The organism is Stenotrophomonas sp. 116085_Sma, assembly GCF_056479585.1.
Genome location: NZ_CM151057.1, coordinates 2,933,087 through 2,954,686, shown reverse-complemented (window position 1 = coordinate 2,954,686; position 21,600 = coordinate 2,933,087). Strand labels below are relative to the sequence as shown.

Sequence of the window (21,600 nt, the reverse complement as noted above, 5' to 3'; positions counted from 1 at the left end):
ACCATGCGATTCAAGAAACCGCAGGTGCGCTACGCCGACACGCCGCAGCCTGCCACGCCGTACCAAGCTGCCGGCCAGGTGTGGGACGACCGTATCGGCTCGCCGCGCGTGCAGGCGAAGAACTGGCGCCTGATGGCCTTCGGCTGCCTGACGCTCGCGCTGCTGATGGCCGGCGGCCTGGTGTGGCGCTCGGCGCAGTCCATCGTCACGCCCTACGTCGTGGAGGTGGACAACGCGGGCCAGGTGCGCGCAGTGGGTGAAGCCGCCACGCCGTACCGGCCGGGCGATGCGCAGACGGCGCACCACATCGCGCGCTTCGTGACGCTGGTGCGCTCGCTGTCCATCGACCCCATCGTCGTCCGCCAGAACTGGCTCGACGCCTACGACTACACGACCGACAAGGGCGCAGCCGTGCTCAACGATTACGCGCGGGTCAACGACCCGTTCGCGCGCATCGGAAAGGAGTCGGTGACGGTGCAGATCACCAGCGTCGTGCGCGCCAGCGACACGTCTTTCAACGTGCGCTGGACGGAACGGCGCTACGTCAACGGCGCCGCGGCGGGCCTGGAGCGGTGGACGGCGGTGGTGTCCATCGTGCTCCAGCCGCCGCGCACCGAAGAACGCCTGCGCAAGAACCCGCTAGGCATCTACGTCAACGGCCTGTCGTGGAGCCGTGAACTGGATTCTTCCGAAGGAGCAAAACCATGAATGATCTTTTCCGTAAATCCGCCTTGTCGTTGATCGTGCTGGCCCTCGCGGGCTGCGCCACGCAGGGCAAGCCGCCGCCGACCATCTCACTCGATGAGCCGGTGCAGGCCCAGCCGCTGCCCGAGCCGCCCGCGCCGGTGGAGGTGGTGGCCGTGCCCGAGGTGCTGCCGATGCCGGCGCAGTTGATGCCGGCTCCCGAAGCCGAGGACGCCAAGCCCGCGCCTGAACCTGCCGACGAGAAGGTGCGCGTCTCGCGGGCCAATACCGAGGCGCGCGTCGCGCCCACGCGCGAGGGCTATGTCAACGCGATTCAGGTGTGGCCCTTCACCGATGGCGCGCTCTATCAGGTCTATGCGGCCGTGGGCCGCGTGACCGTGGTTTCGCTCCAGCCGGGCGAGGAACTGGTGACGGTGGCCGCCGGCGATACGGTGCGCTGGATCGTGGGCGACACATCCAGCGGCAGCGGTGCCGACTTGCGCGTCAACGTGCTGGTGAAGCCCATTCGGTCGGGCCTGAAAACCAATCTGGTCATCACCACCAGCCGCAGGACGTACCTGCTGGAGCTGACTTCCACGGAAAAGACGTGGATGGCGTCGGTTTCCTGGGAGTACCCGCGCGACCGGATGCTGGCCTTGCAGCGCCAGGCGCAGGCGGCCAGCGCCGCCGCGCCGGTCGATAGCGGCCTGTCGCTGGAGAACCTGCGCTTCCGCTACGCGATCAGCGGCAGCAATCCGCCGTGGAAGCCGCTGCGCGCCTTCGACGACGGGCAGAAGGTCTATATCCAGTTTCCCGCAGGCATCGCGCAGGGCGATCTTCCGCCGCTGTTCGTGATCGGGGCCGAAGGCGACGGCCAACTGGTGAACTACCGCTTCCGCTCGCCGTACTACATCGTGGATCGCCTGTTTGGCGCGGCCGAGCTGCGCCTGGGCGGCGACAAGAGCGACGTGGTGCGGATCGAGCGCACGGACGGCGTGGCACGGAGGAACTGACCATGAGCCAGGACGACACTCCCGACCTCGCCACGCCGCAAGCGGGCAAGGTCGCGCCCGAGGCGGTGGCACTGCGCGCCCAGCCGCGTGCTGTGACCCGGTTGAACCGGCGCACGCTGGCCGTCCTCGTCGGCGGCCTGTCGGTCGCCGTGCTCGGGGCCACGATCTGGTCGCTGCAACCGCAGCGGCGTGGTGCCAACGAGCAGACCGAGCTTTACAACGTCGATCGCGTCTCGAAGTCTGAAGGGCTGGATGGCCTGCCGGCCGACTACTCGAAGCTGCCGCCGAAGGCGCCCGAGTTGGGGCCGCCGCTGCCGGGCGACCTCGGCCCGGCCATCGTGAACTCGCAGCAGCCAGCCGTGGCCGCTTACGCGGCCCCCGGCCACGATCCGAACGATGCCTTGCGCAAGGAGGCCGAAGCCGCAGCGGCTTCGTCGGTGTTCTTCCGCTCGGGCGGTCAGGGCCAGGCCGTCGCCACCGCCACCGCCACGATGGCGCAGACGGCGCCGGGTGTGCCTAGTGCTGCCAATGCGCTCGCGGCCTTCGACCCGCTCGCTGCCGGGCCGGCCTCGGTGGCGGCCCAGGTTGCCGCCCCAGCCGCTGCGCGGAGTCGGCAAGACCAGAACGAAGCATTCCTGCAAAGCGGTTCTACGGAAACCCGCAATTCCGGCAATCTGGCGCTGCCCGCGTCGCCTTATCAGGTCATGGCCGGAACGGTGATCGCGGGCGCGCTGGTGACGGGCATCAAGTCCGATCTTCCGGGCGACGTGATCGCCACGGTGACGGAGCCAGTCTATGACTCGGCCACAGGCAAGTTCCTGCTGATTCCGCAGGGATCGCGGATCCTCGGGCGCTACAACAGCCGAGTCAGCCACGGGCAGAGCCGCGTGCAGGTGGTTTGGAATCGGGTCATCCTGCCCGACACGTCCTCGCTGACGCTCGACAACCTCATCGGCACCGACCCGGCCGGTTACTCCGGCCTGGAGGATGACGTGGACTGGCACTGGGATCGCATCGTTGCAGGCGCGGTGCTGACGACACTGCTAGGGGTCGGTGCCGAGCTGGCCTCGCCGGAGAATCGCCAGGACGGCAACCGCATCATCATCGCCGGGCGCGATGGTGCCCAGGACAGCATCAACCAAGTCGGCCAGGAGATTACCCGGCGCAACATGGACATCCAGCCGACGCTGACCATCAGGCCGGGCCTGCCGGTTCGCGTCATCGTGAACCGGGATCTGGTGCTGCGGCCGTACCAGCCGCTGTTCTTCAACCGGGGGGCTTCGCAATGAGCACGAAGAAGCTGCGGCTCGGGCCGCTGCCCAAGACCGAGAGCGTCAAGCTAACCTTTGCCTGCCCGGCCAGCTTGAAAGCCGACCTCGACCGCTACGCCGCGCTGCACGCGCAGACCTACGGCGAGGCGGTCGATGCCGAGAAGTTGATCCCGCACATGCTGGAGGCGTTCATGGCGGGGGATCGGGGGTTCAAGAAGGGCACCGCGACGCGGAGCGCGCCACCGAAGCCGACATGATGGCCTGGCCCATCATCCAGCGGCAGCCATTGAACGCGCAGCCCAAGGCTGCGCGTTCTTCATTCTGGACGCCGCCAAGAGCCGCTTGGGCTATGATGCTGCGACAGGCCCGCCGTTCCTCGGCAATCCAGCACGACACAGTGCGATGCGGCTTTCTCTCCCGACGCTCTTATGTGGCTCCTAGCCCACGCGGCCAAACTTCTGCAAAGTGGCCTGGAAAAGAGCTAACCTACTGTCCCATATACGGTTTCAAGCCTTGCGTGATTGGCACGAAAGACTTGACACCGGCACTTTTTTGTTGGCAGGGCTTGCAGCCCTGCACCCGCTCAATGCAACGGCAACGGCAACGTCAAAAGCCGGAGCTGGCTTTCTGCTGGTTGGGCGGGGCCATGTGGGTTGGCAGGACACGCCGTAAACCCATCCTTGGGGGCTCGATGGCGCCATCCATGGCGCCAACGGTCCTGCCAACCCACATGGCCCCACCTCCGACAGATTCCGGTAGCTGTTGGTAGGTGTCGACCTTGGTCGACACATCTGTCAGATATCGAGTGAATTCAACCGTGTCGACCAAGGTCGACACCTACCAGGGCCGCACGCCTTCCTGGCAGATCGCGGAGAACTGTCGAAAGCGGGGTGGGTCCGGTTGAGGGGGCGTGAGCCGCATGGATGCGGCGACCGAGCTTACATGGATGTACTTGCAGCGTCCCGCTCAACCGGACCCACCGCGCCATCTCACAGGAGCCCAGCTTTTGACGTTGCTCCGGCTGTGGCCGTTGCTCCGGCCGCTGCGGGTGCAGGGTGCAACCCTGCAAAACAAACACCACCCTACGCCAGCGTCGGTTGTGCATTCGGCCCCCGCGCACTACGATCCTGCGGTTCGCGCGCGCAGGCGCGCGCCCGTATTCCTGCTGAGCGCCCCGTGCGCCGCATCTGCCAACCCGAGGTATCCATGGTCATCAAACCGCGCGTCCGCGGCTTCATCTGCGTCACCACCCACCCGACCGGCTGCGAGGCCGCGGTCAAGCAGCAGATCGACTACATCCGCGCGCGCCCGCCGATCCAGAACGGCCCCAAGCGCGTGCTGGTCATCGGCGCGTCCACCGGTTACGGCCTGGCGGCGCGCATCACCGCTGCCTTTGGCAGCGGCGCCGCGACCCTGGGCATCTTCTTCGAGCGACCGGGCACCGAATCCAAGCCGGGCACGGCCGGCTGGTACAACTCGGCCGCGTTCCACAAGTACGCCGACGAAGCCGGCCTGTACGCCAAGAGCATCAACGGCGACGCCTTCTCCGATGAAGTGAAGGCCAGGACCATCGAGATGATCAAGGCCGATCTGGGCCAGGTCGACCAGGTCGTCTACAGCCTGGCCGCGCCGCGCCGCAAGCATCCGAAGACCGGCGAGATCATCAGCTCCACGCTGAAGCCGATCGGTGAGCCGATCACCCTGCGTGGCCTGGATACCGACAAGGAAGTACTGACCGAGACCCACCTGCAGCCGGCCACGCCGGAAGAAATCGCCGGCACCGTTGCGGTGATGGGCGGTGAGGACTGGCAGATGTGGATCGATGCGCTGGCCGACGCCGGCGTGCTGGCCAACGGCTGCACCACCACGGCCTTCACTTACGTGGGCGAAGAAATCACCCAGGCGATCTACTGGAACGGTTCCATCGGTGCCGCCAAGAAGGACCTGGACACCAAGGTGCTTGGCCTGCGCGAAAAGCTGGCGAAAATCGGCGGCGACGCGCGCGTGTCGGTGCTGAAGGCCGTGGTCACCCAGGCCAGCTCGGCCATTCCGACCATGCCGCTGTACCTGTCGCTGCTGTTCAAGGTGATGAAGGAAAAGGGCACCCACGAAGGCTGCATCGAGCAGCTCGACGTGCTGTACGACATCCTCTACGGCGGCAAGGCCGACGGCGTGGCGATCGATCGCCTGCGCCACGACCTGGTCGATGGCGAGGGCCACACCGTCGCGCTGGTCGATAAGGAAGGCCGCCTGCGTGCCGACTACAAGGAAATGGCGGCGGACGTGCAGGGCAAGGTGGTCGCGCTGTGGCCGCAGGTGACCAACGAGAACCTGTACGAGATCAGCGACCTGGCCGGCTACAAGGCCGACTTCCTGCGCCTGTTCGGCTTTGGCGTGGAGGGTGTCGACTACGAGGCCGACGTCAACCCGGACGTGAAGATCGACAACCTGGTCGACATGACCTGATCAATGAAAAGGCCGGCGAAAGCCGGCCTTCTCGTTTGTGTAGAGCCGAGCCATGCTCGGCTGCTCTTCGCTTGAGTCCTGCAGCCGAGCATGGCTCGGCTCTACAGAGACGCGTCACCCGAACTCGAACCCCATCTCCGGCAGCGCCGGGCCGACGAAGTCGCCCTGCACGTAGTCCACCCCGGCACTGAACAACAGGGTCATCGAATTGGCATCGCTGACGAACTCGGCGATGGTATGGATACCGGCTTCCTGCGCGCGTGCGGTGATCTGGCTGATGCGGTCGATGTTCTCGCGGGTGGCCGCCAGATCGCTGGTGAAACCGCGGTCCAGCTTGAGGAACTGCGGCTGGAAGTGGGCCAGCAGCTGGAACGAGTCCAATCCCGAACCAAACTGCTCCAGGCCGATGCGGCAGCCCAGCGGCGCCACTTCGGCAAGGAACTGCTGCGCACTGCGCAGGTGGGTGAACACCTTCGCTTCCGGTGCATGCAGCCACAGTCGCTCACCGGGTACGCCCTGCGCGTGCAGTTCGCGGCGCAGGGTGGCGATCATCTGCGGGTCGTCGAACGATTCCGGCGTCACCTTCACCAGTACCTGGGTGGCATGGCCCTGGCGCGCACGCTGGCCCAGTACGGCGATGGCCTGCGAAACCACCCAGCGGTTGATGTCGGCCAGCAGGCCGTGCTCCTCGGCGATGCCCAGGAACGCGGTGGGGCTCAACAGCTCGCCGTTGTGCTCCAGGCGCAGGTAGGCTTCGTACAGCTCCAGCGGCTCGCCCTGCAGGTTCAGCACCGGCTGGTAGTGCAGCTGGAAGCCGTCGCCGGCCAGTGCTTCACGGATACGGGTGACCCAGCGCAGCACGCGCTCTTCCTCGACGCGGTCGGCCGCAGCCGGGTCGAAGATGCGGCAGGTATTGCCCAGTTCGGCGGCGGCATGCGTGCACTCGCTGGCGCGTGCGAGCACCTGGCCGATGCTGGCGATCTTCTCGCCCACCTGTACGCCGCCGATGCTGACCGTCACCGTGGCCGAACGCGCGCCGATGCTGAAGACGTGTGCGGCGTAGGCTTCGCGGATGCGCTCGGCCAGCGCCACGGTCTGCGCGTAGGGCCCGGCCTGCAGCACGGCGAAATTGTGTTCGCCGAAGCGGGCCAGCTGCGCGTCCTCGCCGACCACCTCGGCCAGCAGGCCGGCCAGGGCGCCGATCAGGGTGTCGGCCGACGCCAGGCCGATGTCCGGCAGCAGGCGCGCGTAGTGGTCCGGCTCGATCAGCAGCAGGCCGAACTGGCCCTCGCTGCGCCCGGCCTGGGCCACCGCGCTTTCCAGCTGCAGCATGAAGGTCGGGCGGTTGAGCAGGCCGGTGACCTGGTCGCGCTGGCGCAGGTCCTCGACCTCGCGCGCCAGTTCCGGGTCGAACTCCATGCGGCGGCGGAGCACCACCTGCAGGCAGGATTCGCCCTCGTAGGTGGCGGCAGTGAATTCCATCGTTGCCGGGAACGCGCTGCCATCTTCGTGACGGGCATCGAGCTGGTACTGCGGCGGTGGCGCTTCACCACGGCTCAGGCCCTTCAGCAGCTGCTTGAAGCCCTCCACATGCTGGGCGGCGACCATGTCCAGCAGCGAGATGCCTTCGATATCGTCGAAATGCTCGTAACCGAACATTTCCAGGTAGGCGTCGTTGGCACGGATGTGCATGCCTTCATGCACGTAGGCGATGGGGTCGCGTGAGGAGGCGATCAGCGCATCGCAGCGGCGCTCGGTCTCGCGCATCTGCGCCTCGATGCGGCGCAGGCCACGCCGCGCCTGCAGGTCCACCCACTGGTCGCGGACCACGGCGAGCAGGTGCTCTGGGCGCTGGCGCAGGGCGAGGGCACGGATGCCGTGGCTGCTGGCCTGCACCAGCTCGTCCTCGTCGATGCGCTCGGCCAGCAGCACCAGCGGGATGTCCTTGCCACTGGCGGCGATGTGCTGGGCCACCAGTGGCAGCGGGATGCCCTGCGAGGGCGATGCCAGCACCAGGTCGATGGCCTGGCCGGACAGCACCTGGGACAGCTCGGCCGCATCCTGCGGCCGCCAGGGGCGCACCGCGATGCCGCTGTTGCGCAGGGTGCTGACAATGGCTTCGGCGTTTTCGCCGCTGTCATCGACGATCAGCAGGCGGATGGTGATGTCGTTCGCGTTCTGCATGCACTGCTCCCCAATCTGCGAATCTAGATACACGATGCGCGGCGAACCGTCCATGCGTGCACCCCTTGCACGCATCGAACGGCGATCTGCTTCACACCACGCCACCGGCGGCATGGCCGCTGGCCCAGGCCCACTGGAAGTTGTAGCCGCCCAGCCAGCCGGTCACGTCCAGCACCTCGCCAACGAAATGCAGGCCGGGCACACGCTTGGATTCCATCGTAGAGGACGACACCTCGGCCGTATCCACGCCGCCCAGGGTGACCTCGGCGGTGCGGTAGCCCTCGGTGCCACTGGCCACCAGCGGGAACGCGCCCAGCAGCTGCGCGGCCTGGCGCAGCACCGGCTCGTCCAGCTGGCGCACGGGCCGGTCGGGCAGCCAGTGCTCGCACAGGCGCTGCGCCAGCCGCTTCGGCAGTACCTCGCCCAGCACGGTGCGCAGCTCGGCGGCCGGGCGCTCGCGTTTCATCTGGCGCAGCCACTCGCCGGCATCCTGGCCGGGCAGCAGGTCCAGCTCCAGTGCATCGCCGGGTTGCCAGAACGAGGAGATCTGCAGGATCGCCGGGCCGCTGACGCCGCGATGGGTCAGCAGCATGAAGTTCTGGAAGCGCTTGCCGTTGCAGCGCGCCTCGATCGGCAGGGCGACACCACTCAGATCGGCCAGCCGCTCCTGGTGCTTGCCGCTGAGCGTCAGCGGTACCAGGCCTGCGCGGGTCGGCAGCACCTGGTGGCCGAACTGGCGGGCAATCTCGTAGCCGAAGCCGGTTGCGCCCATGCTCGGAATCGACAGGCCGCCGGTGGCCACCACCAGCGAAGCGCAGTGGAACAGGCCGTGCGTGGTGTGCACGCGGAAACCGTCGCTGCCGTGCTCGATGCGCTGCACGCTGCACTCGGTGCGGATCTGCGCGCCGGCCGCCTGGCATTCGTCCACCAGCATCTTCACGATCTGCTTGGAGGAGATGTCGCAGAACAGCTGGCCCAGCTCCTTTTCGTGATAGGCGATGCCGTGCTTGCTGACCAGCTCGATGAAGTGCCAGGGCGTGTAGCGCGCCAGCGCCGACTTGCAGAAGTGCGGGTTGGCTGACAGGAAATTGGCTGGGGTGGTGCCGGTGTTGGTGAAGTTGCAGCGGCCACCGCCGGACATCAGGATCTTCTTGCCGACCTTGTTGGCATGGTCGATCACCTGCACCTGGCGGCCGCGTTGGCCAGCCGTGATCGCGGTCATCAGTCCGGCCGCGCCGGCGCCGATGACCACCACGTCGCAGCGGATCGTGCTCATGCCTTGGCGCGCTTGCGCCAGTTCGGGATCACGTCGAGCTGCATCTGATCGTTGAGCAGCTGCACTTCACCGTCCTGGATCAGCACGCTCCAGCGCATCGCGCGCTGGATCTGCTGGCCCCACAGTTCTACGAAGGCACCATCGAGGTCGACCACCGACAGGTTGTCGAAGCGCGCCAGGCCCTTGCCCTGCTTGCCCCACCAGATGTCCGAGGCGTTGCCGCCGTAATTGATCACCTGCACCTGGCGGCTGCGGTTGCTGGCCTTGCGGATGCGCGATTCGTCCGGATGGCCCAGGTCGATCCACTGCAGGATGTCGCCGGTGTAGTCGTGTTCCCACAGGTCCGGCTCATCGTCGGTGCTCAGGCCACGGCCGAACTCCAGGCGGTCACCGGCATTGAGGGCGAAGGCGAGCAGGCGCACCATCAGGCGTTCGTCGGTCTCGGACGGGTGCTGGGCCAGGGTCAGGTTGTGGGTCGCGTAGTAGCCGCGATCCATGTCGCTGATCTGCAGTTCGGCCTTGCGGATGGTGGCGGTAAGAGCCATGGGGGATCCGTGGACTAAAGACGACAATGATAGAGGTTTGCTTCCGGGGTGTCCGTTGCCAGACTGTCTGCGGGACGTCAACGTGGCACCCTTGCACGCTTTCCCGCCGCAGAAGTGGATACGATGACCCTGCCCAGCCGCCTGCAGCTGCCGCCCGGCCTCTGGCCCAGCCTGCTTGATGGCCTGTGCGCACGTTTCCCGCGCATCGACCGTGCGCAGTGGCAGGATCGCTTCGCCCGTGGCCGCGTGCAGGACATGCAGGGCAGGGCGCTGTCGCCGGACATGCCCTGGCAGGTGGGACTGGAGATCCAGTACTTCCGCGAGGTGGCCGACGAACCGGTGATTCCCTTCGCCGAGACCATCCTGCATCTGGATGAGCACCTGCTGGTGGCCGACAAGCCGCACTTCCTGCCAGTGACGCCGGCCGGCAGCTACGTACGCGAAACCCTGCTGGCACGCCTGATCGCACGCACGGGCAATACCGGGCTGGCGCCGCTGCATCGGCTGGACAGGCTGACCGCTGGCCTGGTGCTGTTCTCGACGCAGGCGGCCACGCGCGATGCCTACCAGCGGTTGTTCCGCGAGCGCCGCATTGAAAAGACCTATGAGGCGCTGGCACCGGCGCTGCCCGGGCTGGCGTTCCCGCTGCGACGGCACAGCCGGCTGGCGCCGGACGAGCCGTTCTTCCGCATGGCCGAAGTGCCAGGTGAGCCCAATGCGCGCAGCCTGATCGAGCCGATCGAGGCGGAGGGACCGATCTGGCGCTACCGGCTGAAGCCGGAAACCGGCCGCAAGCACCAGTTGCGTGTGCACATGGCCGCGCTGGGCGCGCCGATCGAGGGTGATGACCTTTACCCGCAGCTGCAGTCGCGGCCTGAGAGCAGTGCCGAGCCACCGCTCCAGTTGCTGGCACAGGGGCTGGCCTTCGATGATCCACTCACCGGGGAGCCGCGGCGGTTCAGCAGCCAGCGGCGCCTGTGCCTGCCCGGCAACGGCGACTAGGTCTGTTCAGCGAGCCGGGCGCCGCGCCAGCCAGCGGTCCAGCTCGGCGGCGAACAGCTGCCGGTCGCGCGGTCCCAACGGGGGCGGTCCTCCGGTCTGCACCCCGGCGCCGCGCAGCTCCTCCATGAAATTGCGCATCGACAGCCGCTCGGCCATGTTGTTCGGCGTGTACAGCTGGCCGCGCGGGTTCAGCGCCACGGCCTTCTTTTCCAGCACCAGTGCGGCCAGCGGGATGTCCTGGGTGACCACCAGGTCACCGGCGGCCACCCGTTCGACGATGGCACTGTCGGCAACGTCCAGGCCCTGCGGCACCTGGATCGAGCGCAGCCAGCGCGAGGGCGGGGTGCGGATCCACTGGTTGGCGACCAGGGTCAGCTCGATCCCGACCCGTTCAGCGGCCCGGAACAGGATGTCGCGAATGACGGTGGGGCAGGCATCCGCGTCCACCCAGATGCGGGGGAGGGCGGGTTCAGCTTGGGTTTCAGCTTCAGTCATTTACCCAGTGTAGGGTAGGAAAAACCTGAATGGGGACTCGGGTTTAGCCCTGATCAGCTGCCAGCCCTTGCCACGCCTAGCGGGCGGGGCCCGCCCATGAACGTCCGGGCTATCGCTTTTTGCAGAAAACACGCGTATCGTTCGTCCCACTGTGTTTGCTAGGGTCACCGTGAATCGTGGCCTGGTGCAGTTGATCTCACGATCCGCTCATCGATCCGCTTTACCAACGCCTGCAACTCAGTCTCGGCCCCGATACCCGGTGGCTGCGATTTTTTCAACATGTGTTTCAGGAGTTAGTCAAATGTCTGATCGTCAGACCGGCACCGTCAAGTGGTTCAACGACGCCAAGGGCTTCGGCTTCATCACCCCGGAAAGCGGCCCGGACCTGTTTGTGCACTTCCGTGCCATCCAGGGCACCGGCTTCAAGACCCTGCAGGAAGGCCAGAAGGTTACCTTCATCGCCGTCCAGGGCCAGAAGGGTATGCAGGCTGACCAGGTGCAGGCGGTCTAATCCGTCTGCTACCGTTTGGTAGCCAGAACGCCGGAAGCGAAAGCTTCCGGCGTTTTTTATTGCCCGTTGTTCTGTAGCGTCGAGCCTTGATCGACTGCTTTCCAAAGACAGTCGAGCATGGCTCGACTCTACATGGGGCATGCAGCCATCACGGTACGATGTGGGCCTCCCCAAGGATCGTCCCCATGCGCATCGTCCACCACCTGGAAAACTCCCGTTCCCTGCGCGTGCTGTGGATGCTGGAGGAGCTCGGGCTGGACTACGAGCTGCGCCGCTATCCGCGCGATCCGAAGACGCTGCTGGCACCGCCGGAGCTTCGCAACGTGCATCCGCTCGGCAAGTCGCCGGTGCTGCAGGATGGCGAACTGGTGCTGGCCGAGTCCGGCGCAATCCTGGATTACCTCGCCGACCGTTACGACACCCAGCGCCAGCTGTCGCCGTCACCGACGCCGGCCGATGGCGCCGAGCGCATCGCCTACCGCTATTGGCTGCACTACGCCGAAGGCTCGGCGATGCCGCCGCTACTGCTGACCCTGGTGATGGGCCGCATCCGCAACGCGCCGATGCCGTTCTTTGCGCGCCCGATCGCGCGCAGCATCGCCGACAAGGCCGAGCGTGGCTTCATTGGCCCGCAAAGGCGCCTGCACCTGGACTGGATGGAGCGCCGCCTGGCCGAAAGCCCTTGGTTCGCGGGTGAGCGGTTCAGCGCGGCCGACATCCAGATGAGCTTCCCGATCCAGGCTGCCGCCGCCCGTGGTGGTGGCCTGGATGACAAGCCGGCGCTACGCGATTTCCTCAAGCGCATCAGCGAGCGCCCGGCCTATCAGCGCGCCGAAGCACATGGCGGGCATCTGCAGGCGCTCAGCGGCAATTGAGGCGGGCGGCGGTCGCCCCCATCTTCAACCCCATGGATACCGACAGCCCCCGTTTCGACAATCGCCTGCTGAATGCCCTGCCGGGTGACCCCGAATCCGGCCCGCGTCGCCGCGAAGTACTGGGCGCCGCCTGGTCGCCGGTGATGCCGACGCCCGTGGCAGTCCCCACGCTGCTGGCCTGGTCGCCGGACGTTGCCACGATGCTCGGCTTCGATACCGCTGAGGTTGAGAGCGAAGGCTTCGCGCGCGTATTCGGCGGCAATGCGCTATACCCCGGCATGCAGCCGTGGGCGGCCAACTATGGCGGCCATCAGTTCGGTCACTGGGCGGGGCAGCTGGGTGATGGCCGCGCGATCTCGCTGGGCGAAGTGGTCGCACCGGATGGCGGTCATTGGGAGCTGCAGCTGAAGGGTGCCGGCCCGACCCCGTATTCGCGGGGCGCCGATGGTCGCGCGGTGCTGCGCTCGTCCATCCGCGAGTTCCTGTGCAGTGAAGCGATGCATCACCTGGGCGTGCCGACCACGCGCGCGCTGTCGCTGGTCGGCACCGGCGAAGACGTGGTGCGCGACATGTTCTACGACGGCCACCCGCGTGCCGAGCCCGGCGCCATCGTGTGCCGGGTATCGCCTTCGTTCCTGCGTTTCGGTTCCTTCGAACTGCCGGCCTCGCGTGGTGAAACCGCCTTGCTGCAGCAGCTGGTCGATGCCTGCATCGCCCGCGATTTCCCCGAGCTGGAAGGGCAGGGCGAGGCGCTGTATGGCGATTGGTTCGCGCAGATCGCGGTGCGCACCGCCGAGATGATCGCGCACTGGATGCGCGTGGGCTTCGTCCATGGCGTGATGAACACCGACAACCTGTCCGTGCTCGGCCTCACGCTGGATTACGGTCCCTATGGATGGGTCGAGGACTTCGATCCGGACTGGACGCCGAACACCACCGATGCCCAAGGCCGGCGCTATCGTTTCGGTACCCAGCCGCAGGTGGCGTACTGGAACCTGAGCCGATTGGCGCAGGCGTTGTCGTCATTGTTTGCCGATGTCGAACCGCTGCAGGCAGGATTGGCGGCGTACCAGTCCACGTTCGTTGCCTGCACCCGTCGCGATGCAGCGGCCAAGCTCGGCCTGGCTGCGGCCGATGATGAGGACCTGCAGCTCTACCTGCGCTGGCAGCAGTTGATGCAGGACGGCAGCATGGACATGACGCTGGCCTGGCGCGCGCTGATGCGCGTTGATCCAGCGTCGCCCGATGTGGGCCTGCTGGACGCGGTGTACTACGACGAGGCGCGCCAGCAGTCGGTGCAGGCACCGTTGCAGCAGTGGCTCCAGGACTACGCGGCGCGGCTGCGCATGGATACGCTGTCGGCCAGCGAACGCACGGCGAAGATGGCCGCGGCCAATCCGCTGTACGTGCTGCGCAACTGGCTGGCGCAGGAGGCCATCGATCGCGCCGAACAGGGCGACCTCGGCGGTGTTCATGCGTTGCAGGATGTGCTGCGCGACCCGTACACCGAACGCCCGGGGCTCGAGCACTTCGCCGGCAAACGCCCGGCGTGGGCCGACAACCGCGCCGGCTGCTCGATGCTTTCCTGCAGTTCCTGAGGGTGGGGTTCGGCAGGGCTGCGCCCTGCACCCGCAGAGGCCAGGTCAACAGCCAGAGCAAAGGCTGGATTCCGTGGTTTGGCGGGGCAGTGTCGGAGTGCGGGGACGCCGTAAACCCATCCCTGGGGGCTTGGCAGCCGCATCCATGCGGCTGACACCCCGCACTCCGACACCGCCCCACCTCCGACAGATTCCCGCTGCTGTGGGTAGGTGTCGACCTTGGTCGACACATCTGTCAGATATCGTTATACGAGAATGGGGTCAGATCCGTTTTCCTGCGGAAAACGGATCTGACCCCACGAGCCGTTCCGACAGATCGCAGGAAACTATCGAAGGCGGGCCCACCCCGCCATCCCTCGGAATACGGCTTTTGCTTTCGCTTTTGCTTGTGCCGTGGCCTCTGCAGGTGCCGGGCGCAGCCCGGCCGAACACCCCCAACAGGCAGCCGGCGCCCGGAACAGGTACCCTATGCCGCCATCAGATAGCCAACGTGACATGACCGACGCCCTCGTCGCTCCGCAGTGGGCCTCCCGCCTGCGCGACATCGCCGACTTCCCCAAGCCCGGCATCCTCTTCAAGGACATCATGCCGCTGCTCGCCCACGGCGAGGACTTCCGTGGTGCGATCACCGCAATGGCCGACCGTTGGCGCGACCAGAAGCTGGACGCGGTGGTGGGCATCGAATCGCGTGGCTTCATCCTCGGCGCCGCGATGGCGCTGGAACTGGGCGTAGGCTTCGTGCCGGTGCGCAAGCCGGGCAAGCTGCCGGGCCAGGTGCTGCGCGAGGAGTACACGCTGGAATACCGCAGCGACTGCATCGAGGTGCACGCCGATGCGCTGCCGGCCGGTGCCCGCGTCGCGATCATCGACGACGTGCTGGCCACCGGCGGCACGCTGGTCGCCGCGCTGTCGCTGGTGCGTCGCCTGGGTGTAGAGGTGGTGGGTGCCGGCGTACTGGTCGAGCTCGATGGCCTCGGCGGCCGTGCGCGCTGGGAAGCGGATCTGCCGCTGCACACCGAACTGGTGTTCTGACCGTAGGATGGGTGCCAACCAAGGTTGGCACCTGCCAGAGCGAATGGCCGGGAGCCGGTCGTTGCCAACCGTGGTTGGCAACGCTGCGTCAATCACATCATCCGCACGCGGAAGCGACGGCCCTTGATCTTACCGGCTTCCAGCTTGGCCACGGCCTTGTTGACCTGCTCACGGGCGATCGCCACGTAGGAACGGGTCGGGAAGATCGCGATCTTGCCGATGAACTTGCTCGACAGGCCGGCGTCGCCGGTCAGTGCACCGAGAATGTCGCCCGGGCGCAGCTTGTCGGTCTTGCCACCGTCGATGCGCAGCGTGCGCATCGCGGCCTGCGGCAGCTCGGCCGGGCGCGCGGTCGCCAGCGGCGTCTTCTGCCAATCCAGCGGTTGCGCCATCTGCGCTTCGATGGCTTCGGCGCGGGTCTTTTCGCGGCCGGCCACCAGGCTGATCGCAAGGCCGCTGGCACCGGCACGGCCGGTACGGCCCACGCGGTGCTGGTAGCTCTCCACGTCGGTCGGCAGCTCGTAGTTGATCACCGCGGCCAGCTCTTCCACGTCCAGGCCGCGCGCGGCCACGTCGCTGGCGACCAGCACGTTGCAGCTGCGGTTGGCCAGCAACAGCAGCACCTCCTCGCGATCGCGCTGCTCCATGTCGCCATGCAGGGCGAGCGCGGAGAAGCCGAACTGCTGCAGCGAGTTGGCTACTTCGTCCACGTCCTTGCGGGTGTTGCAGAACACCACCGCCGATTCCGGCGTGTACTTCAGCAGCAGGCCGGCCAATGCCTTCTGCCGGTGTGCCGGTTCCACCTCGCAGAACATGTGGCGGATCGCGGGTGCCTGGTCGGCGCCTTCCACGGTCACTTCCACCGCCTCGCGCAGCAGGTCACGCGCCATGGCGCGGATGCTGTCGGGGAAGGTGGCCGAGAACAGCAGGCTCTGGCGGTCCTTGTGGGTGCGGCCGGCGATCTCGCGGATCGGCTCCTCGAAGCCCATGTCGAGCATGCGGTCGGCCTCGTCCAGCACCAGCGTGCGCACCGCGCCAAGATTCAGCGCGCGCTTGCGTGCCAGCTCCTGCACGCGGCCGGGCGTACCGACCACCACGTGCGGGTCATGGCCTTCCAGCGATGCCAGCTGCGGGCCCAGCGGCACGCCACCGACCAGCAGCAACAGCTTCAGGTTGGGAATGCCGGTGGCCAGCTTGCGGATCTGCTTGCCGACCTGGTCGGCCAGTTCGCGGGTCGGGCACAGCACCAGCGCCTGCACGCGGATCAGGCTGGGGTCGATGGACTGCAGCAGGCCCAGGCCGAAGGCGGCGGTCTTGCCGCTGCCGGTCGGCGCCTGTGCGATCACATCGCGGCCATCCAGGATGGCCGGCAGGCTCTGCGCCTGCACGGGGGTGAGAGTGGTGTAGCCGAGGGCGTCCAGGCCGGGCTGCAGGGCCGGGCTCAGCGGCAGGGTCGAGAAGTCAGTCATGGCGCATTGTACCCGTCCGGTCGCGCGCGGCTGCCCTTTGTAGAGCCGAGCCGATGCTCGGCTGCTTCACCTCTGAAGCCGAGCGTCGGCTCGGCTCTACATCGGGGGTAGACTCAGCCCAGCAACGCCAGCACGCCCTGATGAATCGCCAGGCCACCGAACAGCAGCCAGGCGAACAGGATCAGCGCCAGCAGCAGCGGCTTCAGGCCCGCCTGGCGCAGCGCCGAGACGTGGGTGGTCAGACCCAGCGCAGCCATCGCCATCGCCAGCAGCACGGTATCCAGCTGCACCAGCCCCGCCTGCAGGCCAGCCGGTAGCAGGTGCAGCGAGTTGAAACCGGCCACCGCCACGAAACCGAACGCGAACCACGGCACCACGATGCGCGCCTTGCTGCCGTCGGCGCTGGCCTTGCCCCCACGTGCCAGCCATAGCGACAGCGCGATCAGGAACGGCGCCAGCAGCATCACCCGCACCATCTTGGTGATCACCGCGGTATCAGCCGCCGCTTCGTTGACCGCACGGCCGGCGGCCACCACCTGTGCTACTTCATGCACCGTCGCACCGGTGAACAGGCCGTACTGCCGTGCGTCCATCGCCAGCCAGCCGTGCGACTGCACCAGTGCATACAGCGCCGGGTACAGGAACATCGCCAGCGTGCCGAACACCACCACCGTCGACACAGCCACCGTGACCTGTGCTGCGCGCCCGCGCACCACCGGTTCTGCAGCCATCACCGCCGCGGCGCCGCAGATCGCGCTGCCGGCGCCGATCAGCATGGCCGCCTCGCGTTCCATCTTGAACACGCGCACGCCCAGCCAGCAGGCCAGGCCGAAGGTGCTGGCAACCACCAGCACGTCCATCAGCACGCCGCTGACACCGACATGGCCGATGTCCTGGAAGGTCAGGCGCAGCCCGTACAGCACGATGCCGGCGCGCAGCAGCCAGTGCTTGGAGAAACCAACACCGGCCGCGCTGCTCGGTGCCAGCCGCGGATAGAGGGTGTTGCCGATCACGATGCCGGCGACGATGGCCACGGTCAGCGCACTCAGGCCGTGTGCCTGCAGCCACGGCAGCTCGGCCAGGTACAGCGACGCCGCTGCGATCAGGCCGACCAGCATCAGGCCGGGCAGGCGCGGCTGCCAGCGTTGGCGCAGGGCGGGCAGGGTCCAGGGGGAGAGGGCAGGGACGTTCATGGCACGGCAGCGCTGGAGAGATGGGGCAAGCGTGCGCCGGAGACGATGACCTGTAAAACGAATAATATGGGTGAAACCTACCTATCCAGCGGGTAATTTCCATGCGCCTGACCCTGCGCCAGCTGCAGGTCTTCGTCGCCATCGCCGATCACGGCAGCACCACCGCCGCTGGCCAGGCCATCGCGCTCTCTCAGTCGGCCAGCAGCGCCGCCCTGCAGGAGCTGGAGGCACACTTCGGCACCCCGCTGTTCGACCGCATCGGCCGCCGCCTGGCGCTGAACGGGCACGGCCGCGCGCTGCTGGAGCCTGCACGCACGCTGCTGGTCAACGCCGCCGATCTGGAGCGGCAGCTGGCCGCCGGCGGCGACCCGGGGCAGGGCGCACCGCTGCGGCTGGTGCTGGCCGCCAGTACCACCATCGGCAACTACCTGTTGCCGCCGCGCATCGCCGACCTGCTGCGCCAGGCGCCGCAGGCCGAGGTCGACCTGCGCATCGACAACAGTGCCGGCGTGGTCGCTGCCGTGCAGCGCCTGGACGTGGACGCCGGCCTGATCGAAGGCCCGTGCCACGAGCGCGGCCTGCAGGTGACCGCCTGGCAGCAGGACCCGCTGGTGATCGTGGCTGCCGCCGATGCCCCCGCCAGCTGGTCACTGGACGAACTGCGCGCTGCCCGCTGGCTGCTGCGCGAGCCCGGCTCCGGCACCCGCGAAGCCGTCGAACAGGCGCTGCTGCCGCACCTGCGTGGCTTCGCCCAGACCCTGCAGCTGGGCAATACCGAAGCGATCAAGCAGGCCGCCATCGCCGGCCTCGGCCTGGCCTGCCTCTCGCGCCACGCGCTGGAAGAACCCTTGGCCCTCGGCCGCCTGCGCGTACTCGAGACCCCGCTGCCCGCCCTGCAGCGCACCCTGTGGCTGGTGCGCCACCCGGGCAAACAATGGCTGCCGGGGCTGCAGGCGTTGTTGGGGGAGGTGGGGTAAGCCATCAGATTCCAAGTCGATTCCATCCGTCGACAGTCCCTGCAGCGTTCATCCACGCATGGCGTGGATCTACCGTGTCGACCAAGGTCGACACCCACCTGAGCGGAATGCCGTTCCGACAGACAAGGTCGACACCCACCTGAGCGGAATGCCGTTCCGACAGACAAGGTCGACACCCACCGGAGCAGAATGCAGTTCCGACAGATTGCGGAAATCTGTCGAAGGCGGGGCGGTGTGGGTATGCAGGACCGTTGGCGCCATGGATGGCGCCATCGAGCCCCCATGGATGGGTTTACGGCGTGTCCTGCATACCCACACCGCCCCGCCATCCCACAGGAAACCCGCTTCAGCTGTTGCTTCGGCGGTTGACGTTGCCTCTGCGGGTGCCGGGTGCAACCCGGCCGACGCCCCCAACCCGTACAATATCCGGATGCCTCTGATTACTCTGCAGAACGTCGACTTCAGCGTCGGCGGCCCGTTGTTGCTGGAAAAGGCCGAACTGTCGATCGAGCCGGGCGAACGCATCGCCCTGATCGGCCGCAACGGCGCCGGCAAATCCACCCTGCTCAAGCTGCTGTCCGGCGACCACAAGCCCGATGACGGCGAAGTCCGCGTGCAGCAGGGCGTGCGCGTCACACGCCTGGAGCAGGAGGTGCCTCATGGCGCCGCCGGTTCGGTGTTCGACGTCGTCGCTGATGGCCTCGGCGAACTGGGCCAGTGGTTGGCCGAATTCCACCACCTCAGCCACGCCGAGGTGTTCGATGGCGAAGCACTGGGCAACGTGCAGGCCAAGATCGACGCCGCCAACGGTTGGGGCCTGGACCAGCGCGTCAGCGAAACCCTGACCAAGCTCGATCTCGACGGCGATGCCGAATTCGGCCGCCTATCCGGCGGCATGAAGCGCCGCGTGCTGCTCGCCCGCGCGCTGGTGTCCAGCCCCGACGTACTGCTGCTGGACGAACCGACCAACCACCTGGACATCGAAGCCATCGACTGGCTCGAAGCGTTCCTGAAGGGCTGGAGCGGCAGCGTGGTGTTCGTCACCCATGACCGCCGCTTCCTGCGCGCACTGGCCACCCGCATCGTCGAGATCGATCGCGGCCAGGTCACCAGCTGGCCGGGCGACTGGGCCAACTACGAGCGCCGCCGCGAGGAACGCCTCAACGCACAGGCGCAGGAAAACGCGCGCTTCGACAAGCTGCTGGCGCAGGAAGAAGTGTGGATCCGCCAGGGCATCAAGGCGCGTCGTACCCGCGATGAAGGCCGCGTGCGCCGCCTGAAGGCGATGCGTACCGAGCGTTCGCAGCGCCGCGATCTCAGTGGCAACGTCAAGATGGAAGCCGCGCAGGGCGTCAGCTCCGGCAAGAAGGTCATCGACGTCAAGGACATTTCGTTCGCCTTCGGCGAGCGCACCATGGTCCGCGACTTCACCACCACCATCCTGCGTGGCGACCGCATCGGCCTGATCGGCCCCAACGGCAGTGGCAAGACCACGCTGCTGAAGCTGCTGCTGGGTGAACTGCAGCCGGCCAAGGGCGAGGTCAACGCCGGTACCAATCTGCAGATCGCCTACTTCGACCAGTACCGTGCGGTGCTGCGCGAGGACTGGAGCGCGATCGAGAACGTGGCCGAAGGCCGCGATTTCCTCGAGTTCAACGGCAAGCGCAAGCACGTGCATGCCTACCTGCAGGACTTCATGTTCACCCCGGAACGTGCGCGTGCGCCGATCACCCGCCTGTCCGGTGGCGAGCGCAACCGCCTGCTGCTGGCCAAGCTGTTCGCGCAGCCGTCCAACCTGCTGGTGATGGACGAACCGACCAACGACCTGGACGTGGAAACCCTGGAGCTGCTGGAAGAGCTGCTGGGCGAGTACACCGGTACGCTGCTGCTGGTCAGCCACGACCGTGACTTCATCGACAACGTGGTGACCTCCACGCTGGTGATGGAAGGCGACGGCGTGATCGGCGAGTACGTGGGCGGTTACAGCGACTGGCAGCGTTATGCGGCCAGCATCGCGGCGCCTGCCGCAGCCCCCGCCGCCAAGCCGGCGGCCGCCGCACCGGCTACCCCGGCTGCCGCGGCTCCGGCCGCGCCCAAGCGCAAGCTGGCCTACAAGGAAGCACGCGAACTGGAGCAGCTGCCGAAGACCATCGAAAAGCTGGAAGGCGATGTCGAAGGGCTGACCTCGGCGATGAACGACCCGTCGTTCTACACCCGCAGCAGCGCCGAAGTTACCGCGCATACCCAGCAGCTGGCCAGGGTGCAGGCCGAGCTGGATGCCGCGTACGCGCGCTGGGAAGAGCTGGAAGGCTGAGCGCCGGTCGGCGCCAGCGGCGAGGCTATTGATGTAGAGCCGAGCCCATGCTCGGCTCATCGCGATCTGGCCCGAGTGCAGCCGAGCGTAGGCTCGGCTCTACCGAGGCATGCCAGCAGGCGCTGTAGAGCCGAGCCCATGCTCGGCTGGTAGGTCCGTGGATTCCTGCATCAGTGCGGACCAAGGTCCGCACCCACCAAAGCGGATTCCGCACCCGCCGGGGCCGGTCATTTGACCCCGTGCAGATCCCGCAGCTGGCTCGGCCGGCTGCCGAAATACGCGGCCAGATCGGCGATGTCCTGATCGCTCAGGTCCTTCGCCTGCGGCGTCATCAGCATGTGCTGGCGGTCACCGGCGCGGTAGGCCTGCAGGGCATGCGCCAGGTAGTCGCCGTACTGCCCACCGAGCTTCGGATAGGTCGGGTCGATCGGCGCGTTACCGTCAGCCCCGTGGCAGTCGATGCAGCTCTGGTTGGTGGCCTTGCCCTTCACCTTGGCGCGGGCTTCACCGGCGGCCTCGCGGCCTGCGGGCAGGCCGGCCGAAGAAGAAGAGCCGTGTTCGCCGCTGGCATGGCCCGGGTCGGCGGCGGATTTCTCGCTGTTTTCCACCTGCGACTGCGAACAGGCGGCCAGCAGCAGGGCAACGGACAGGGCGATGGCATGACGCATCGGATGCGCGGCTTTCGACATGGGCGG

General features: G+C 67.2%; 19 protein-coding genes. 12 read left to right on the top strand and 7 right to left on the bottom strand.

From position 1 onward, the window contains the following. Window positions 1-3 precede the first annotated feature (3 nt). From trbF to fabV, 5 genes are all read left to right on the top strand, one after another. Window positions 4-708 carry a conjugal transfer protein TrbF gene (gene trbF / locus ACZK0Z_RS13755; protein WP_023121620.1) on the top strand — a complete coding sequence of 235 codons (705 nt, stop codon included), beginning with the start codon at window positions 4-6 and terminating at the stop codon, window positions 706-708. After that, window positions 705-1,697 carry a P-type conjugative transfer protein TrbG gene (gene trbG, locus ACZK0Z_RS13750; RefSeq protein WP_023121619.1) on the top strand — a complete coding sequence of 331 codons (993 nt, stop codon included), beginning with the start codon at window positions 705-707 and terminating at the stop codon, window positions 1,695-1,697. Before trbF ends, trbG begins: the two co-directional genes overlap by 4 nt. 2 nt (window positions 1,698-1,699) lie before the next feature. Then, window positions 1,700-2,986 (top strand): TraB/TrbI/VirB10 family type IV secretion system protein, encoded by a 1,287-nt coding sequence (locus tag ACZK0Z_RS13745; RefSeq protein WP_023121618.1) that lies wholly within the window; start codon window positions 1,700-1,702, stop codon window positions 2,984-2,986. Then, window positions 2,983-3,225 carry a DUF2274 domain-containing protein gene (locus ACZK0Z_RS13740; protein WP_023121617.1) on the top strand — a complete coding sequence of 81 codons (243 nt, stop codon included), beginning with the start codon at window positions 2,983-2,985 and terminating at the stop codon, window positions 3,223-3,225. Before ACZK0Z_RS13745 ends, ACZK0Z_RS13740 begins: the two co-directional genes overlap by 4 nt. A gap of 949 nt (window positions 3,226-4,174) precedes the next feature. After that, entirely contained in the window at window positions 4,175-5,434 is a 1,260-nt protein-coding gene (gene fabV, locus ACZK0Z_RS13735) for an enoyl-ACP reductase FabV (RefSeq protein ID WP_197632478.1), read from the top strand. 114 nt (window positions 5,435-5,548) lie between these two features. Here fabV and ACZK0Z_RS13730 read toward each other — a convergent pair whose 3' ends face one another. The 3 genes from ACZK0Z_RS13730 to ACZK0Z_RS13720 all read right to left on the bottom strand — a co-directional run bounded on the left by ACZK0Z_RS13730 (window position 5,549) and on the right by ACZK0Z_RS13720 (window position 9,439). Beyond that, on the bottom strand, window positions 5,549-7,618 hold the full coding sequence (locus ACZK0Z_RS13730) for an EAL domain-containing response regulator (protein WP_100443690.1): 2,070 nt from the start codon (window positions 7,616-7,618) through the stop codon (window positions 5,549-5,551). A gap of 91 nt (window positions 7,619-7,709) precedes the next feature. Further along, complete coding sequence (locus ACZK0Z_RS13725; RefSeq protein WP_049428195.1) at window positions 7,710-8,894, bottom strand: BaiN/RdsA family NAD(P)/FAD-dependent oxidoreductase; 1,185 nt, start codon at window positions 8,892-8,894, stop codon at window positions 7,710-7,712. Next, window positions 8,891-9,439: a YaeQ family protein gene (locus ACZK0Z_RS13720; RefSeq protein ID WP_049428197.1), complete on the bottom strand. Its 549-nt coding sequence runs from the start codon at window positions 9,437-9,439 to the stop codon at window positions 8,891-8,893. Before ACZK0Z_RS13720 ends, ACZK0Z_RS13725 begins: the two co-directional genes overlap by 4 nt. Before the next feature lie 123 nt (window positions 9,440-9,562). Between ACZK0Z_RS13720 and ACZK0Z_RS13715 the strand changes: the two genes are divergently transcribed. Next, window positions 9,563-10,441: a pseudouridine synthase gene (locus ACZK0Z_RS13715; RefSeq protein WP_197620816.1), complete on the top strand. Its 879-nt coding sequence runs from the start codon at window positions 9,563-9,565 to the stop codon at window positions 10,439-10,441. A 6-nt stretch (window positions 10,442-10,447) separates the two neighbouring features. On the opposite strand, the gene ACZK0Z_RS13710 is transcribed toward ACZK0Z_RS13715, so the two are convergent. Beyond that, entirely contained in the window at window positions 10,448-10,936 is a 489-nt protein-coding gene (locus tag ACZK0Z_RS13710) for a YaiI/YqxD family protein (RefSeq protein WP_059034065.1), read from the bottom strand. A gap of 301 nt (window positions 10,937-11,237) precedes the next feature. On the opposite strand from ACZK0Z_RS13710, the gene ACZK0Z_RS13705 reads away from it, so the two are divergent. The 4 genes from ACZK0Z_RS13705 (at window position 11,238) to ACZK0Z_RS13690 (ending at window position 14,952) form a co-directional block, all read left to right on the top strand. Further along, the gene (locus tag ACZK0Z_RS13705) at window positions 11,238-11,447 is read left to right on the top strand and encodes a cold-shock protein (protein WP_004153307.1); all 210 of its coding nucleotides are present in this window, start codon (window positions 11,238-11,240) and stop codon (window positions 11,445-11,447) included. A 185-nt stretch (window positions 11,448-11,632) separates the two neighbouring features. Then, a complete protein-coding gene (locus tag ACZK0Z_RS13700; protein ID WP_049428208.1) occupies window positions 11,633-12,322 on the top strand; it encodes a glutathione S-transferase family protein in 690 nt (229 codons plus the stop codon). A 32-nt stretch (window positions 12,323-12,354) separates the two neighbouring features. After that, the gene (locus tag ACZK0Z_RS13695; RefSeq protein ID WP_197633762.1) at window positions 12,355-13,920 is read left to right on the top strand and encodes a protein adenylyltransferase SelO; all 1,566 of its coding nucleotides are present in this window, start codon (window positions 12,355-12,357) and stop codon (window positions 13,918-13,920) included. 495 nt (window positions 13,921-14,415) lie between these two features. Then, a complete protein-coding gene (locus ACZK0Z_RS13690; RefSeq protein WP_111202596.1) occupies window positions 14,416-14,952 on the top strand; it encodes an adenine phosphoribosyltransferase in 537 nt (178 codons plus the stop codon). A gap of 92 nt (window positions 14,953-15,044) precedes the next feature. Here ACZK0Z_RS13690 and dbpA read toward each other — a convergent pair whose 3' ends face one another. Together dbpA and ACZK0Z_RS13680 are read right to left on the bottom strand one after the other, a co-directional pair. Then, complete coding sequence (dbpA, locus tag ACZK0Z_RS13685) at window positions 15,045-16,421, bottom strand: ATP-dependent RNA helicase DbpA (RefSeq protein ID WP_049431518.1); 1,377 nt, start codon at window positions 16,419-16,421, stop codon at window positions 15,045-15,047. 113 nt (window positions 16,422-16,534) lie between these two features. Further along, the gene (locus ACZK0Z_RS13680; protein ID WP_197632471.1) at window positions 16,535-17,614 is read right to left on the bottom strand and encodes a YeiH family putative sulfate export transporter; all 1,080 of its coding nucleotides are present in this window, start codon (window positions 17,612-17,614) and stop codon (window positions 16,535-16,537) included. Window positions 17,615-17,715: 101 nt separating this feature from the next. Between ACZK0Z_RS13680 and ACZK0Z_RS13675 the strand changes: the two genes are divergently transcribed. Both ACZK0Z_RS13675 and ACZK0Z_RS13670 read left to right on the top strand, forming a co-directional pair. Further along, entirely contained in the window at window positions 17,716-18,591 is an 876-nt protein-coding gene (locus tag ACZK0Z_RS13675) for a LysR family transcriptional regulator (protein ID WP_049431524.1), read from the top strand. Between the two features lie 430 nt (window positions 18,592-19,021). Continuing rightward, window positions 19,022-20,905: an ATP-binding cassette domain-containing protein gene (locus ACZK0Z_RS13670; protein ID WP_197619936.1), complete on the top strand. Its 1,884-nt coding sequence runs from the start codon at window positions 19,022-19,024 to the stop codon at window positions 20,903-20,905. Between the two features lie 227 nt (window positions 20,906-21,132). Here the strand turns inward: ACZK0Z_RS13670 and ACZK0Z_RS13665 are convergent, their stop codons facing one another. After that, window positions 21,133-21,594 (bottom strand): c-type cytochrome, encoded by a 462-nt coding sequence (locus ACZK0Z_RS13665; RefSeq protein WP_019661289.1) that lies wholly within the window; start codon window positions 21,592-21,594, stop codon window positions 21,133-21,135. Window positions 21,595-21,600 lie beyond the last annotated feature (6 nt).

Coding starts and splice junctions, on each gene's coding strand:
- trbF (WP_023121620.1), top strand. CDS start 4: ATGCGATTCAAGAAACCGCAGGTGCGCTACGCCGACACGCCGCAGCCT.
- trbG (WP_023121619.1), top strand. CDS start 705: ATGAATGATCTTTTCCGTAAATCCGCCTTGTCGTTGATCGTGCTGGCC.
- ACZK0Z_RS13745 (WP_023121618.1), top strand. CDS start 1,700: ATGAGCCAGGACGACACTCCCGACCTCGCCACGCCGCAAGCGGGCAAG.
- ACZK0Z_RS13740 (WP_023121617.1), top strand. CDS start 2,983: ATGAGCACGAAGAAGCTGCGGCTCGGGCCGCTGCCCAAGACCGAGAGC.
- fabV (WP_197632478.1), top strand. CDS start 4,175: ATGGTCATCAAACCGCGCGTCCGCGGCTTCATCTGCGTCACCACCCAC.
- ACZK0Z_RS13730 (WP_100443690.1), bottom strand. CDS start 7,618: ATGCAGAACGCGAACGACATCACCATCCGCCTGCTGATCGTCGATGAC.
- ACZK0Z_RS13725 (WP_049428195.1), bottom strand. CDS start 8,894: ATGAGCACGATCCGCTGCGACGTGGTGGTCATCGGCGCCGGCGCGGCC.
- ACZK0Z_RS13720 (WP_049428197.1), bottom strand. CDS start 9,439: ATGGCTCTTACCGCCACCATCCGCAAGGCCGAACTGCAGATCAGCGAC.
- ACZK0Z_RS13715 (WP_197620816.1), top strand. CDS start 9,563: ATGACCCTGCCCAGCCGCCTGCAGCTGCCGCCCGGCCTCTGGCCCAGC.
- ACZK0Z_RS13710 (WP_059034065.1), bottom strand. CDS start 10,936: ATGACTGAAGCTGAAACCCAAGCTGAACCCGCCCTCCCCCGCATCTGG.
- ACZK0Z_RS13705 (WP_004153307.1), top strand. CDS start 11,238: ATGTCTGATCGTCAGACCGGCACCGTCAAGTGGTTCAACGACGCCAAG.
- ACZK0Z_RS13700 (WP_049428208.1), top strand. CDS start 11,633: ATGCGCATCGTCCACCACCTGGAAAACTCCCGTTCCCTGCGCGTGCTG.
- ACZK0Z_RS13695 (WP_197633762.1), top strand. CDS start 12,355: ATGGATACCGACAGCCCCCGTTTCGACAATCGCCTGCTGAATGCCCTG.
- ACZK0Z_RS13690 (WP_111202596.1), top strand. CDS start 14,416: ATGACCGACGCCCTCGTCGCTCCGCAGTGGGCCTCCCGCCTGCGCGAC.
- dbpA (WP_049431518.1), bottom strand. CDS start 16,421: ATGACTGACTTCTCGACCCTGCCGCTGAGCCCGGCCCTGCAGCCCGGC.
- ACZK0Z_RS13680 (WP_197632471.1), bottom strand. CDS start 17,614: ATGAACGTCCCTGCCCTCTCCCCCTGGACCCTGCCCGCCCTGCGCCAA.
- ACZK0Z_RS13675 (WP_049431524.1), top strand. CDS start 17,716: ATGCGCCTGACCCTGCGCCAGCTGCAGGTCTTCGTCGCCATCGCCGAT.
- ACZK0Z_RS13670 (WP_197619936.1), top strand. CDS start 19,022: ATGCCTCTGATTACTCTGCAGAACGTCGACTTCAGCGTCGGCGGCCCG.
- ACZK0Z_RS13665 (WP_019661289.1), bottom strand. CDS start 21,594: ATGTCGAAAGCCGCGCATCCGATGCGTCATGCCATCGCCCTGTCCGTT.